Below are 14,354 nucleotides of genomic sequence, written 5' to 3' on the forward strand. Positions count from 1 at the left end.
GCGCTGCTGCCAAGCCGTTGCTTCCAACGCCGTTGCACTGCCTTTGCCGCAGGAACCGGCCGATCGGTCACCCCGCAGCACCGCCCGGCTTCTGCCGCAGCACGCTCACCGCAAAACCACCCACCACCAGTACGCCCAGCACCAGCAACCCCCACAGCAGCCAGCGCTTCCAGTCGCGCTGCGCTGCCACCGCCGCGTCGCCGGCCAGCACCTGCGCCGGCCCCTGCAACGTCGCCAGTGCCGGCTGCCACTGCGCCCCCTGCTGCTCACGCAACTGCGCGATCACCGTGCCCACCGGCGCATCGCTGCGCGCCGCGCGCACACTGCCCGCTGCCACGCTGTACGGCCCCGCGCCCTGGCTCAGGAACACCAGCGCTTCCGGCTGATAGCCCAGCTTCAACGTCGGTGCCACGCTCGGCTGCGCCTGCCCCGCCACCAGCTTCCAGTAACGATCACGACTGGGCACCGGCAACGACTGCGTCTGCGACTGACGCCGCTGCGCCGCATCCTGCACCTGATAGGCCACCCACGGACCGGCGCGCACCTGCCACGGCTGGTTGGCATCATCGCGACTCAGCAACGTCCACTGCACCACGCTGTTGTCGGCCGTGGCGATGTCCACCTGGGCAATGGGAAAGCGACCCTCCAGGCGGTACTCGAACTCACCCGGCTTGCCCGCCATGCCCGTCAGCGACTGCCAGCGCCAGTCGATCGACTGCGCCGCCGGCACCAGCTCGGCCTGCACCGCCGACAATGCCGGCAGCGCGTCGGCGCCCATCGGCAGGATCCGGAAGTACTTTGCCTGGTGCCCGATCTCGATGCGCCGCTGCTGCAGCCGCTTCCCATCGTGCTGCAAATCCACCAGCGGCACCTCGTCGGTGATGCGCTGCCACTGCCGCAGGTCGTCGCTGGCCTCCACCCGCACCCGCGCCTGCAACGCCGTCTGCGTCTGCCAGTCCAACCGAAGCGCCTGCACGCCCACCTGCAACGCACTGGCATCGACCAGCCAACCGGCCGCCTGCGTGCTGGCCGCGCCGCTGCGCCCCAGGCGCGCTTCCACCCGGCGCACGCTGCCGTCGGTATTGCGCTCGGTCAGCAGCTGCAGGTCATCGGCGGCCGCGCCCGCCAGCGCCGGCAACGGGAACCACGTCAGCGTCTGCCAGTGCGCCTCGCGTGCCAGCGGCTGGTCGGCCGCCAGCAGGGTCGTCGGCAGTGCCTGGCCCTGGGCATTGAACACCTGCACGTCGGCCAGCTGGGGCGACACCGCACTGCGGTACACCGCCTCGTCCAGCAGGACCCGGTACGCACCGGCCTGCGGCTGCGACAACTGCAATGGCCACTGTTGGCGATACGCCTGCCGCGCGTCGGCGGCCAGTGCCAGGGACGGAAGAACGGCCAGCGACAGCGCCGCGATCAGGATGCGCATTCGGTTCACGGATGTGGCTCCACGGAGGGTTCCGGTGCGCGCGGCGGCGCCGGCGCGAGGTAACCCACGACCGTGCACAGCAGGCCGTAGGCGATGAAGGAGGAAATGCCCAGCAGGTTGCCCAGGTGCTGGCGGTCGATCAGCACCAGCTTGGCCAGTACCACGCCCATCAACACCGCACCGACCAGCCACAGGATGCGCTGGCCGCGGCGCGAGCCCCATACCCAGCTGATCACGCCCAGCACGCTCCAGACCACGGTCAGGCTGGTCTGGGCCAGCGTGGAGGACCACAGCGCGTCGTTCCACGGCACCGCACCCCAGTGGTGCACGGTATGCAGGGTGGTGCTGGTGAGCAGGATGAAGCCGGCGATCGCCAGCAACGGCACGCGCATGCTGCGCACGCCCGACGGCGCTGGCCCCACCCATAGCCAGCGCGCGGCCAGCGCCAGCACGGCCAGCTGCGCCAGTTCCATCGGGTTGAGCAGCGGCACCCACGGCAATGGGGCGGCGGCGCCACGCGCGGCCAGCAGGCACAGCCAGCTCACGCCCAGCACCGCGAACAGCGTGGTGCCCAGCGCGGTGCGCAGTGGGTCGAAGCGCGCACCCAGCGGCAGCGCCAGCCACGGCCAGCGCAGCAGCGCGGTGGCGGTGACCAGCAGCCAGGGCAGCAGCGCCAGCGCCACCGACCAGCCCTGCGCCAGCGCGAAGCGGTCGGCCAGCCACATGCAGGCCAGCGAGACCACCGTCGGCCACAGCAGCCACCAGGTGAACTGCGCCGCGAGCGCGGTGCGGTCCTGGCCGCCACGCAGGCACCACAGGCTGCGCACGCCGAGCACGGCGAACACCGCCCAGGCCAGCGCGCCATAGCCGGCGAAGGGCTGCTGGTGCGCCTCACCCTGCCACAGCACCAGCGGGAAGGCGCTGAGCAGCATGGCCAGCGTGGTCAGCACCAGCGCGCGGGCCGGCGCGCGGCGATGCCACTCGGCGGCAAGCCAGGCGGTGACCGCGACCGCGATCAGCAGCGCGTCGGGACGGCTGTCGCGTGCCACGAAGCGACCGACCTCGTGGGCGATACCGCCCAGCCACCACACCAGGCCCCACAGGTAGTAGACGACGGCCGGCGAATCCTGGCGTGCCCTTCGGTAGCAGGCGGCCGAGGCGAAGCCGGCCAGTGCCAGCAGCAGCCCGCTCATGAAGGTCGGGTTGGCGATCGCGGTGGCATCGGCGTGCCAGTAGTCGGCGCCCACCACGAACCCGAAGGCCGCGCCCAGCTGCAGCAGTGCGCCGGCAATCTGCGGCAGCCAGCGCTTCTGGCGCAGGCCCAGCCACACCAGCCCGGCACCTTCCAGCGCGAACACGCTGGCGGTGGCACGCGCCGACAGCGCCAGCGGCACCGCCAGCGTGGCAAAGCCCACCGCCAATACCGCGTGCGACTGGCCGAGCGCGGCATAGCGCGCGCGGCGGATCAGCGCCCAGCCGAGCACCGCATACAACGCGGCCAGCCCCAGCGCGCACAGTGCCAGCAGCAGGCGGTCATCGTGCAGCATGCCGGCCTGCAGCGAGAACGCGATCAGGGGCGTGCCGAACACCAGGCTGCCATCGACGAGATCGCGCCTCTCCGCCGGCTGGCGCCGCGCGTACAGGATCGGAATCAGCAGGTAGAAGGCGAAGAACAGCAGCAGGAACGGCTCGGTACTGCTGAACTTGTCGGCGTTGTACTGCAGCACGCCCCAGGCGGTGCCGATGCCGAAGGTGAAGGCAAACCCGAGCAGGTTGAGCACCCGCCACGGACGCCACCAGGCGATGGCCAGGATCGCGGCGTTGAGCACGGCGTAATAGGAGAACAGCGCGACATGGTTGCCACTGCCGGTGGACAGCCAGATCGGCGCCATGAAGCCGGCCAGGATGCCCAGCACCGCCAGCGTGCGCGAGTTCTGCACCACCGCCAGCACGCCCATGCCGGCGATCAGCAGCACGCTCATCGCAAACGCGGGCAGCGCCTCGATCAGGTCGTAGCGCTTGAACGCGGCGAAGATCGTCAGCAGCAGGATGCCAATCGCCCCGCCCTGCAGGGCCAGCGCGAACAGGCGCCGGCGATCGCGCTGGATCCAGCCGAACACCAGCCCCGCCAGCGCACCCGCGGCGATCGCAGCCAGACGCAGCTCGATGGGCGCGTTCAACCAGCCCTGGTCGCTGGCGTACTTGAGCAGCGCGGCAACGCCGGCCAGCAGCACCAGCATGCCGATCTTGACCGGCACGTTGCCCTCGGTGAACCAGTGTTTGATCGCACCGATGATCCGTTCGCCGATGCCCGGGCCCTGTGGCGGTGCGGGCGGGACGGGGGCACTGGCCGCCACCGGTATGGGTGCGGACGCCGGCAACGGCGGCGGACGACGGGGCGGCTCCGGGGCCGCGGCCAATGGCGCGGCCATCACCGCCGGTTCGGGTGGCGGTTCGGCGGCCGCTGGCGGCGGCGCGCGATAGGGAGTCTCGGCCCAGCCCAGCGGCGTGCTGACCGGCACTTCGGCCGATGGCCGCGCACTGGCGGGGAACTGCTGGCTTTCCAGCGCGGACACGCGCCGGCGCAGGCCGGCGATCATCACCAACGCCACCACCAGCAACACCGGGATCAGCAGTACCACCACCGCCAGCAGGACAATCAGAGCTTCCATTCCACGCCATCCTCAAAGGGGAGCCCCGGCGGCATCCTGCCGACGCCATGCCGGTGGCACGCGGCCATGCTAATGGATCGGCGGCGGCTGCGGGGTGCCCCCCCCTGCCCGGCATGCCAGGGCCCACAAACGACGAACCCCGGCACGGGGCCGGGGTTCGCGGTGTTCAGCGCTGGCGTGCCGCGCTTACTTGGCGGCGACAACCTTGGCCATTTCCAGGCACTTGTTGGAGTAGCCCCACTCGTTGTCGTACCAGGACACCAGCTTGACGAAGGTGCTGTCCAGGGCGATGCCGGCGTCGGCATCGAACACCGAGGTGTGGGTCTCGCCACGGAAGTCGGTGGCCACGACCTTGTCTTCGGTATAGCCCAGGATGCCCTTCAGCGCGCCTTCGCTCTGTGCCTTCACTTCGGCGCAGATCTCGGCGTAGGTGGCTTCCTTTTCCAGCTCGACGGTGAGGTCGACCACCGACACGTCCGAGGTCGGCACGCGGAAGCTCATGCCGGTGAGCTTCTTGTTCAATTCCGGGATCACCACGCCGACGGCCTTGGCTGCGCCGGTGGAGGACGGAATGATGTTTTCCAGGATGCCACGGCCACCGCGCCAGTCCTTGTTGGACGGGCCATCGACGGTCTTCTGGGTGGCGGTGGCCGCATGCACGGTGGTCATCAGGCCGCGCTTGATGCCCCACTTGTCATTGATGACCTTGGCCAGCGGGGCCAGGCAGTTGGTGGTGCACGAGGCGTTGGAAACGATGGCCTGGCCGGCGTAGGTCTTGTCGTTCACGCCGAACACGAACATGGGGGTGTCGTCCTTGGACGGCGCCGACAGGATCACCTTCTTGGCGCCCGCGTCGATGTGCTTCTGCGCGGTGTCCTTGGTCAGGAACAGGCCGGTGGATTCGATGACGACGTCCACGCCGACCTCGTCCCACTTCAGGTTGGCCGGGTCGCGCTCCTGGGTCAGGCGGATCTTCTTGCCGTTGACCAGCAGGTCGCTGCCGGACACCTCGACGTCGGCCTTGAAGCGGCCGTGCACGGAGTCGTACTTCAGCATGTAGGCCAGGTAGTCCGGCTCCAGCAGATCGTTGATGGCGACGATTTCGATGTCATTGCCGAAATTCAGCACGGCCGAACGCAGCACGTTGCGACCGATGCGACCGAAACCGTTGATGCCAACCTTGATTGCCATGTTCACACGCTCCTGCAGCCGCGACGGTGCGGCGCCGATGGAAAGGGATACCCATTCTAGCAGGGCCGAACCGGGGCAGGCCCCCGGGCGATAAATCGGAAGCGGTTACACGGCCCGGCCCGTGGATTGATCCGGATCAAGGCGCGCCCGGCCCGGCAAGGGAAAACTTGCCCCATTCCACCCGCAACGAGACACCCTCATGCGCAATACCTCCCCCCTCCTGCTGGCCAGCCTGGCCGCCGCGCTCGCCCTGGCCGCCGCGCCGGCCATGGCCCAGTCCAAGGGCGACTGGACCATCAGTGCCGGCGTGCACCAGGTCGCCCCGAAGTCCAACAACGGCTCGCTGGCCGGTGGCACCCTGAAGGTGGACGTCGACAACGACATCAAGCCGACCATCACCGGTGAATACTTCATCGCCGACAACCTGGGCATCGAGCTGCTGGCCGCGCTGCCGTTCAAGCACGACATCAACATCGCCGGCCTGGGCAACGTGGGCAGCACCAAGCACCTGCCGCCGGTGATCTCGCTGCAGTACCACTTCAACAGCAAGGGCAAGGTGTCCCCGTTCGTTGGCGCGGGTATCAACTACACCACGTTCTTCAGCGAGAAGACCGGCGGCGCGCTGGCCGGCAACAAACTGAAGCTGGACGACTCCTGGGGCCTGGCCGCGCATGCGGGCCTGGACGTCGCGATCAGCGACAAGGGCGCGCTGCGCGTCGATGTGCGCTGGATGGACATCGACAGCAAGGTCAAGCTCAACGGCGAAAAGATCGGTACGGTCAACATCGACCCGCTGGCTTACGGCGTGTCCTACGTGTTCAAGTTCTGATCGGCGGATCGGAACCCAACAGCGCAACACCCCTCGCAGCAAGCGTTTTTCCCCGGCTTCGGCCGGGGATTTTTTTTGCGCTTCTCGCAAGGGAAGTTGCGTCCTGCTCCACAGGGCGTGGCAGATGGCTTGAGGCGCTACGCGTGTTGCCGGGTGTGCAGAGTGATCGGCTGGCGTCTCCGATCGGCGTTGTCGCGAGCATGAGGGCCCCGTAGCGGCCGGTAGGCTCCTGGTGCAAATGTCCCCCGGCCGCCAAGCGGCCGCCTCCTTTATTTTGCCCAGGAGCCTACCGACCGCTACGGGGCTCGGCTTGCGGCGCAGGTGAGGCGCCCGGCTTTTTTGATGGCCGTCGGTGGGTCGGGGGCTGGGGCCCTATGCCCTTGGAGGCGAAATAAAGGAGGAGGGGGCGGCCGCAGGCCGACGCCGGAGGACATTCGCCGGAAAGGGCATAGGGCCCCAGCCCCCGACCCACCGACCGCCGCGCGCCAGCAAGGGTCCACAGCGCGCCATGCGGATGGGTGGAGCACCTTTGTTCGATCCGGCGCTGCGAGCAGCCACCCATGGGGTGGCTCTACGGGGAGGAGAGCAGGTGCTGTGCCGCCGCCTGCGCATGCAGGGCCGCCGTATCGAACAACGGCACGGTTGCATCGTCATCGCCCACCAGCAGCATGATCTCCGTGCAGCCGAGGATCACCGCCTGCGCGCCGTTATCCACCAGACGCTGCATCACCGCCCGGTACACCTCGCGCGATGCATCCAGCACCTGTCCCTGCACCAGTTCCTCGTAGATGATCCGATGCACCTGTGCGCGGTCGTCCGCCTCCGGTATGAGCACCTCCAGCCCATACCGCTGCGCCAACCGCACCCGGTAGAAATCCTGCTCCATCGTGAAAGCCGTCCCGAGCAGGCCCACCCGCGTCAGCCCCAACGCCCGGATCGCCTCACCCACCGGATCGGCGATGTGCAGCAGCGGCACGTCGATCGCCGCCTGCACCTCCTCGGCCATCCGGTGCATCGTGTTGGTGCAGATCACCACCGCCGTCGCGCCCGCGCCCTCCAGCCGCCGTGCCACCTCCACCATCGCCTGCGTCGCCGCCGTCCAGTCCCCGGCGCGCTGCATGGCCTCGATGTCGGCGAAATCGAACGACCACAGCAGCATCCGCGCCGAATGCATGCCGCCCAGCGCATCGCGCACCTGCTCGTTGATCATCCGGTAGTAGTGCGCCGAACTCTCCCAGCTCATCCCGCCGATCAGCCCCAAGACCTTCTGCACCCCGCCGCTCCCGCCGTCGATCCAGCGCCCAGCGTACCGCCGCCAGCACGCCGCCGGCCAGATCCGGCCAAGCCGCGCCCGCGGGCAGCCCGCTAGAATGCGGGCGATGAAAATTGCCTCCCTGCTCCCCGCCACTGCCCTCGCGCTGGCCCTCACCTTCGTCTCCACCGACGCCCTGGCCTGGGGCGCGCAAGGCCACCGGCTGGTCGCCCGCATCGCCGAAACCCGGCTCACCCCACAGGCCCAGGCCGACGTGGATCGCCTGCTGGCCGGCGAGCCGGACCCCACCATGCATGCCATCGCCCCGTGGGCCGACCAGCTGCGCGCCAAGGACCCGGGCCTGGGCAAGCGCTCGGCGGGCTGGCACTACGTCAACATCGGCGAGGACGACTGCCACTACCAGGTGCAGAAGCACTGCACCGATGGCAACTGCGTGGTCGAGGCGCTCAAGGCCCAGACCGCCATCCTCGGCGACCGCAGCAAGTCCGATGCCGAACGCGCCCAGGCGCTGAAGTTCGTCGTCCACTTCGCCGGTGACATCCACCAGCCGATGCACGCCGGGTACGGCCATGACAAGGGCGGCAACGACTTCCAGGTGCAGTTCAACAACCGGGGCACCAACCTGCATTCGCTGTGGGACAGCGGCATGCTCAACGAGCAGAAGCTGGACGACGACCAGTATTTCAAGCGCCTGATGGCCCTGCCCGCGCCCAAGGTGGGCAAGCGCTCCAGCATCGCCACCGACGCGGTCGAGTGGGCCGAAGCCAGCTGCCGTATCGCCATTGCACCTGGCGTTTACCCGACCAGGCGTACGCTGGGTCCGGAATACACCGCGACCTATCGCCCGATGGCGGAACAGGAGCTGCGCCTGGCCGGCGAACGCCTGGCGGTGCTGCTCAACGCCACGCTGGGCAAACGCTGAGGCCACCCCCATGTCACTGCACGTCGCCAGTTTCTTCCACCCCGACAGCCATACCTTCAGCTACGTGGTGCACGATCCGGCGACCCTGCAGGCGGCGGTGATCGACCCCGTGCTGGACTACGACCCGGACACCGACGCACTCGGCGCCGGGCCCCTGCAACCGCTGCTCGCGCATGTCCGTGACGGCGGCCTGCAGGTGCGCTGGCTGTTGGAAACCCACGCCCACGCCGACCACGTCAGTGCCGGCCGCTGGCTCAAGCAGCACTGGCCGGCGGCCACGCTGGCGATGGGCAACGGCATCGTGCAGGTACAGCGCACGTTCGCCCCCCGCTATGCGCTCGACGTGCCCACCGACGGCTCGCAGTTCGACCACCTGTTCGCCGATGGCGAACGCTTCGCGCTCGGCGCGGTAGATGCAGAGGTGATCGCCGTGCCTGGCCACACCAGCGACAGCGTGGCCTACCGCATCGGCGATGCGCTGTTCACCGGCGACTCGCTGTTCATGCCTGATGGCGGCACCGCCCGCTGCGACTTCCCGGGCGGCGATGCCGCACAGTTGTACCGCTCGATCCAGCGCCTGCTGGCCCTTCCCGACGCCACCCGCGTGTTCATCTGCCACGACTACGGCCCGGGTGGTCGCGAGGTCGCCAACGAAACCACCATCGGTGCACAGCGCGCGCGCAACATCCACCTGGCTGAGGGCGTCAGCGAAGCCGACTTCGTCGCCACGCGGCGGGCCCGTGATGCAACGCTGGCCGAGCCGAAACTGATGCATCCCTCGGTGAAAGCCAATATCCAGGGCGGCCCCGGCCGATCCTAGTGTCGGCAGCTGGCCTTCCACCCCGCGATGATCGGTTCATGCGGTTGCCGGCCACCGGCCGCCACGACGGTGCTCAGCGCCCCTGGCTATGCACCGTGTGCTGGCCGTGCACGATTTCAAACGTGAAGGCGTACAGCAGGCTTACCGGCACCGGCTCGATCCGCTGCGCGCCGTCGCAATGCCCTTTGTTGTCGGGGACGACGCCGGCAGCGTAGTGACAGACCGCCGCCGGGGAAAACAGCCAGTGCGCCACCGCCTCCTGCGCTGCCTGCAGCAACGGCGCATTTTCCGCCGCGGTGCCGGCGGTGCATTCGGGGCGATCGGCCAGGGCCACGCTGCGGTCCACCTTGCCTTCCGCCGTTACCACCACCTGCAGGCACACCACGGTGGGCGGCAGCTCGCGACGTGGGTCGCGTGCCCCGACCACCGGGTCCTGCGCCGCGTACAACTGCGGCATGCGGTAGCCCTGGCTGGGCAGCAGCCGATACGGCTGCACCTGGCCTGCACCTCCGCCGCCATCGGCGTGCAGCCGCTGTAGCGCCACGTTCTCGCTGCGGGTGTCCACCGTGGTGACCGACGGTCGGCTTGCGCAGCCGACCAGCAGGCACGCAACGGCCAGCAGGGGGAGCGCCTGCCTCACGGCGCCGGACCCGTCTCGTTCATCTGGAAGGTCATCGGGATCTTCAGCGCCGAGGCCACCGCCTTGCCGTCCCGGCGCGCCGGCTCGAAGGTCCATTTTTTCGCCGCGGCGATCGAGGCCGCGTCGAACACGCCGGCCGGCGTGGAACTGAGCACGCGCACCTCGCCGGCCTTGCCCTCGGCATCCACCTCCACCCGCAGCACCACCTTGCCCGACAGACCCTGCTCGAACGCAGCGCTGGGATAGCTCGGCGGCGCCATGTCGCGGGTCTTGGCCGGCACGTCGACGGCTGCGGCCGTATTGGCCTGGTTGGCCAGCGCCGCCGGGTCCGCTTCGATCGACGCGGTGTCGATCCCGCCCTTGCTGGCCCACGCCACCGCCGCCAGACCCAGGCTCATCCCCACCACCAGCACCTGCCCGGTCATCCACGGCAGTGCCTTCCGCTTGTGTTCCTTCAACATGGCAATACGCTCCTTCAACATCGGTTGGCTGCGCCAGTGGCAGGCCATCGGCGCAACCGGGTGGACCAACTGCGCCTTCAGCAGCGCGTTGGCGTAAAGCCGGCGCTGGGCCGGGTGTGGATCGATGGTGCGTGCATCGCAGGCCAGCTCCTGGTCGCGCAGGAAACGACGCGCGGCCCAGGGCAACAGCGGGTGGAACCAGAACACGCAGCGCAACACGAGGAGTGCGAGGTTGGCCCACGGGTCACCATGGCGGCGATGGCTGCGCTCGTGCTGCAGGATCAGGGCCTGTTCGGCCGCGCTGAAATCCGCCTCGAACCCCGGGCCCACCACGATGCGCGGTGCCCACAGGCCGACCAGGGCGGGCAAGCCGGGATCGGCGCTGGCCTGCCAACTGCCGTCGGCACGCGGCCGCAGCGTGCCCAGGGCGCGCTCGAAGCGGCGTTGCGCGCGCCAGGCGACGGCGCCGTTGCCCAGCGCACCGAGTGCCCACGCCACCAGCAGCACCCAGGGCCAGGCAGGCGCGGCCGGGGCCACGACCGGCGCGCTCCAGGCCGCGGCGGCGGCAAGCATCGGCAGCGCATCGGCCAACGGTGCCACCGGCAACGGCAGGTGCAAGGTCAGCAGCAGCACCGGCACGCACCACCAGCTGCGATAGACCAGCGCCGCCCCGCCCAAGGCCAGCAGCAACGGGCGCGACGCGGCCAGCAGCAGCACCGCGATCGCCAGCCATACGCTGGCCTGCATCAGTCCGGTGAGCAGCTCAGTCATGGTCCAGTCCCTCGATAAGCGCCTTCAGCTCGGCGATGTCCTGCGCACTGAGTTCCCCGCGCTGGCTGAAATGGGCGACCAGCGGCGCCACGCGGCCATCGAACAGCTTGTCCAGCAGGCCGCTGCTCTGCTCGGCCACCCAGGCCTGGCGCTGCAGTACCGGCGAGTAGAGGTAGCGGCGCCCATCGCGGCTGGCACTGATCGCGCCCTTGGTGAGCAGCCGGTTGAGCAAGGTCTTGATGGTGGGTTCGGCCCAGCCACGCCCGGCCAGCGCGGCCACGACCTCATCGGCACCCAACGGATGCTCGCCCCAGAGCACATCCATCACCACGGCTTCCGCTTCGCTGATCTGGCTCATCATTTACATCCGTAATCGACGGAGCGATTACGCACGTAATCGAAGCCCGTGTCAACCCCTTCGACAGCCGGTTCATCCCCTCGCTGCCAGCATCGGGCGACGCCCCACGGAGCCCTCGATGAGACGCTACCGAAAATTCGACTATCCGGTCGAGGACGTGCGCCGCTTCCTGGAACCCGGCCCGATCGTGCTGGTCACCTCGGCCTGGAAGGACCAGCGCAACGTCATGACGCTCGGCTGGCACATGGTGCTGGCATTCACTCCCTCGCGGGTGGCGACCATGATTTCCAGCGGCAACCACAGCTTCGAGCTGATCCGCCGCAGTGGCGAATGCGTCATCAATGTCCCCACGGCCGCCATGCTCGACACCGTCGTGGGCATCGGCAACAGCAGCGGCGCGGCGATCGACAAGTTCGAGCACTTCGGCCTGGACACCGTCGCCGCCAGCGCGGTGGCGGCACCGCTCTTGACCCAGTGCCATGCCAGCTTCGAGTGCCGGCTGGCCGACCGCAGCCAGGTCTCGCGGCATGGCATGTTCATCTGGGAGGTGGTCAAGGCGCACGTCGCGCGCACGCCGAAGGTGCCTCGCACCGTGCACTACCGGGGCGATGGCCAGTTCATGCTGTCCGGCGATGAAGTCTCGCGTCGCCGTCTGTTCAAGCCCGAGATGCTGTAATGGCCCGCATATACCTGCAGGATGGCGCTGGATGACCGAACACCTCACCGACCTCGACGCGGCGACCGACTGGCTGCTGCAGCGCGTGGAGGGCCCGTTGCGCATCGGCGCGCCGCTGGCGCTGGGCAAGCCGCACCGGTTGCTCAACGCGCTGTATGCGCGGGTGGAGAACGATCCGTCGCGCCCGCTGCAGATCTACACCGCGCTGTCGTTGAACCCGCCCAAGCCCAGCGGCACCGGGCTGGAGGCGCGCTTCATGGCGCCGTTCGCCGCGCGCCACTTCGGTGAGGATTTCCCGCGCCTGGCCTATGCCGACGCCGTTGCCCGCGACCGCCTGCCCGCGCACGTGCAGGTGGAGGAGTTCTACATGCAGTCCGGCGCGCTGCTCACTTCCTCGCAGGCACAGCGCAGCTACACCAGCCTCAATTACACCCACGCCGCCGATGCGGTGGCCCAGCGCGCGCCGCACGCGATCGTGCAGAAGGTGGCGGTGCGCCCGGATGACCGGCGGCTGTCGCTGTCGTGCAACAACGACATCACCCAGGACACGCTGGACGCGATGGTCGCGCGCGGCCTGCCGCGCCCGTTGATGATCGCCGAGATCGACCCGCAGCTGCCGTACCTGGCCGGCTCGGCCACGGTGGATGTGAGCTTCTTCGACCTGGTGATCAGCCCGCCACCGCCCTACCCCGACCTGTTCGGCCTGCCGCGGCAGCCGGTGAGCGACGCCGACTACGCCATCGGCCTGTACGCCAGCGCGCTGGTCCGCGACGGTGGCACGCTGCAGATCGGCATCGGCACCCTCGCCGATGCGATCAGCCATGCGCTGGTGCTGCGGCATACCGACAACGCGCGCTACCGGCAGCTGCTGCACGCGCTCGACCCGACCCTGTCCAGCCACCCCACCGTGCGCGAATGCGGTGGCCTGGAGCCGTTCGAGATCGGCCTGTACGGCTGCAGCGAAATGCTCAACGAAGGTTTCCGCCGCCTCGTCCAGACCGGCGTGATCCGGCGCAAGGTGCACGATGACGTGGCCCTGATGCAGCGCATCGAGAACGGCAGCACCCTGACCATCGACCACGCCACCCTCGCCGCCGAGGGCGAGTACCTGCATGGTGCGTTCTACCTGGGCTCGCCGGAGTTCTACCAGTGGCTGCGCGACCTGCCCGACGACGAACGCCGGGCCATCGGCATGCGCCGGATCAGCGAGATCAACCAGCTCTACGGCGGCGATGAAGTGCTCGAACGCCTGCAGCGCCGCCACGCCCGCTTCTTCAACTCGTGCATGATCGCCACCGCATTGGGCGCGGCAGTATCCGACGCCCTGGAAGACGGCCGCGTGGTGTCCGGCGTGGGCGGCCAGTACAACTTCGTGGCGATGGCGCACGCGCTGCCGGAGGCACGCAGCGCGTTGATGTTCCGCGCCGTGCGCGAGGACAAGGGCCGGCTGCAGTCCAACGTGCGCTGGAATTACGGCCACACCACCATCCCGCGGCACCTGCGCGACATCTACATCAACGAGTACGGCATTGCCGACCTGCGCAACCTCACCGACGAGGACTGCGTGATCGGCATGGCCGGGATCACCGATGCGGCCTTCCAGGCGGAGCTGCTGCAGACGGCCAAGGCATCGAAGAAGCTGGACGCCGCCTTCGCCGCGCCCGAGCACTGGCAACGGCGCAACAGTGCCACGGCCGTCAGTGCCGCGCTGGCCCCGTTCCGCCACTCGGGCCTGTTGCCCGACTACCCGCTGGGCAGCGACTTCACCGAGGTCGAACAGCACCTGGTCAAGGCCTTGGGCTGGTTGAAGCAGAACACGCAGACGCGCGGCAGCAAGCTGCGCACGGTCCTGGCCGCCTTGACCCAGCCGGCCGGCGATGGCGATGCGGTGTACCTGCAGCGGATGGGACTGGATGCACCGGCGAGTTTTGGCGAGCGGATCGAAGCGCGGTTGGTGCGGTTGGCGTTGGCGCGGACGGCAGCCGCCTGAGCGCGGGGCGCGTGGTCTGGCGCAGCCGAGCATGGCTCGGCTCTACCGGCGAGCCACGCATCGTCCCCAGGGTGACAAGGCGCGTCGTCTAGAGCAGCCGAGCATGGCTCGGCTCTACCGGCGAGCCGCGCATCGTCCCCAGGGTGACAAGGCGCATCGTCTGGAGAAGTCGAGCATGGCTCGGCTCTACCGGCGAGCCACGCATCGTCCCCAGGGTGACAAGGCGCATCGTCTGGCGCAGCCGAGCATGGCTCGGCTCTACCGGCGATCCGCGCATCGTCCCCAGGGTGACAAGGCGCATCGTCTGGAGCAGCCGAGCATGGCT

General features: G+C 69.0%; 12 protein-coding genes. 5 read left to right on the plus strand and 7 right to left on the minus strand.

Features of this window, described 5'->3' with window-relative positions:
* Positions 1 to 67 precede the first annotated feature (67 nt).
* From AC1DGC_RS04335 to gap, 3 genes are all read right to left on the minus strand, one after another.
* A complete protein-coding gene (locus tag AC1DGC_RS04335) occupies positions 68 to 1,426 on the minus strand; it encodes a DUF3999 domain-containing protein (RefSeq protein ID WP_478047474.1) in 1,359 nt (452 codons plus the stop codon).
* A 5-nt stretch (positions 1,427 to 1,431) separates the two neighbouring features.
* The gene (locus AC1DGC_RS04340; protein WP_478047283.1) at positions 1,432 to 4,098 is read right to left on the minus strand and encodes a DUF2339 domain-containing protein; all 2,667 of its coding nucleotides are present in this window, start codon (positions 4,096 to 4,098) and stop codon (positions 1,432 to 1,434) included.
* 186 nt (positions 4,099 to 4,284) lie between these two features.
* A complete protein-coding gene (gene gap, locus AC1DGC_RS04345; protein ID WP_259206470.1) occupies positions 4,285 to 5,289 on the minus strand; it encodes a type I glyceraldehyde-3-phosphate dehydrogenase in 1,005 nt (334 codons plus the stop codon).
* A gap of 199 nt (positions 5,290 to 5,488) precedes the next feature.
* Here gap and AC1DGC_RS04350 point away from each other — a divergent pair, with 199 nt between their 5' ends.
* A complete protein-coding gene (locus AC1DGC_RS04350; protein ID WP_449334668.1) occupies positions 5,489 to 6,118 on the plus strand; it encodes an OmpW/AlkL family protein in 630 nt (209 codons plus the stop codon).
* Between the two features lie 571 nt (positions 6,119 to 6,689).
* On the opposite strand, the gene AC1DGC_RS04355 is transcribed toward AC1DGC_RS04350, so the two are convergent.
* Positions 6,690 to 7,391: an aspartate/glutamate racemase family protein gene (locus AC1DGC_RS04355; protein WP_478047475.1), complete on the minus strand. Its 702-nt coding sequence runs from the start codon at positions 7,389 to 7,391 to the stop codon at positions 6,690 to 6,692.
* 106 nt (positions 7,392 to 7,497) lie between these two features.
* Between AC1DGC_RS04355 and AC1DGC_RS04360 the strand changes: the two genes are divergently transcribed.
* A complete protein-coding gene (locus AC1DGC_RS04360; RefSeq protein ID WP_478047284.1) occupies positions 7,498 to 8,313 on the plus strand; it encodes a S1/P1 nuclease in 816 nt (271 codons plus the stop codon).
* A 10-nt stretch (positions 8,314 to 8,323) separates the two neighbouring features.
* Entirely contained in the window at positions 8,324 to 9,133 is an 810-nt protein-coding gene (locus AC1DGC_RS04365) for an MBL fold metallo-hydrolase (RefSeq protein ID WP_259206475.1), read from the plus strand.
* A 73-nt stretch (positions 9,134 to 9,206) separates the two neighbouring features.
* On the opposite strand, the gene AC1DGC_RS04370 is transcribed toward AC1DGC_RS04365, so the two are convergent.
* Genes AC1DGC_RS04370 through AC1DGC_RS04380 form a run of 3 tightly spaced genes read right to left on the minus strand, consistent with a single transcriptional unit; the run spans position 9,207 to position 11,363 of the window.
* Positions 9,207 to 9,773 carry a hypothetical protein gene (locus AC1DGC_RS04370; protein WP_449334671.1) on the minus strand — a complete coding sequence of 189 codons (567 nt, stop codon included), beginning with the start codon at positions 9,771 to 9,773 and terminating at the stop codon, positions 9,207 to 9,209.
* Complete coding sequence (locus AC1DGC_RS04375; protein WP_478047285.1) at positions 9,770 to 11,005, minus strand: M56 family metallopeptidase; 1,236 nt, start codon at positions 11,003 to 11,005, stop codon at positions 9,770 to 9,772. The genes AC1DGC_RS04370 and AC1DGC_RS04375 overlap by 4 nt, the downstream gene beginning before the upstream one ends.
* Positions 10,998 to 11,363 (minus strand): BlaI/MecI/CopY family transcriptional regulator, encoded by a 366-nt coding sequence (locus tag AC1DGC_RS04380; protein WP_259206481.1) that lies wholly within the window; start codon positions 11,361 to 11,363, stop codon positions 10,998 to 11,000. The genes AC1DGC_RS04375 and AC1DGC_RS04380 overlap by 8 nt, the downstream gene beginning before the upstream one ends.
* A gap of 118 nt (positions 11,364 to 11,481) precedes the next feature.
* Here AC1DGC_RS04380 and AC1DGC_RS04385 point away from each other — a divergent pair, with 118 nt between their 5' ends.
* Together AC1DGC_RS04385 and AC1DGC_RS04390 are read left to right on the plus strand one after the other, a co-directional pair.
* Positions 11,482 to 12,039, plus strand: coding sequence for a flavin reductase family protein (locus AC1DGC_RS04385; RefSeq protein ID WP_478047286.1), 558 nt, complete (start codon positions 11,482 to 11,484; stop codon positions 12,037 to 12,039).
* A gap of 31 nt (positions 12,040 to 12,070) precedes the next feature.
* Positions 12,071 to 14,029: an acetyl-CoA hydrolase/transferase C-terminal domain-containing protein gene (locus AC1DGC_RS04390; RefSeq protein WP_478047287.1), complete on the plus strand. Its 1,959-nt coding sequence runs from the start codon at positions 12,071 to 12,073 to the stop codon at positions 14,027 to 14,029.
* Positions 14,030 to 14,354: the final 325 nt, after the last annotated feature.

The organism is Stenotrophomonas sp. 05N37 (assembly GCF_056397365.1).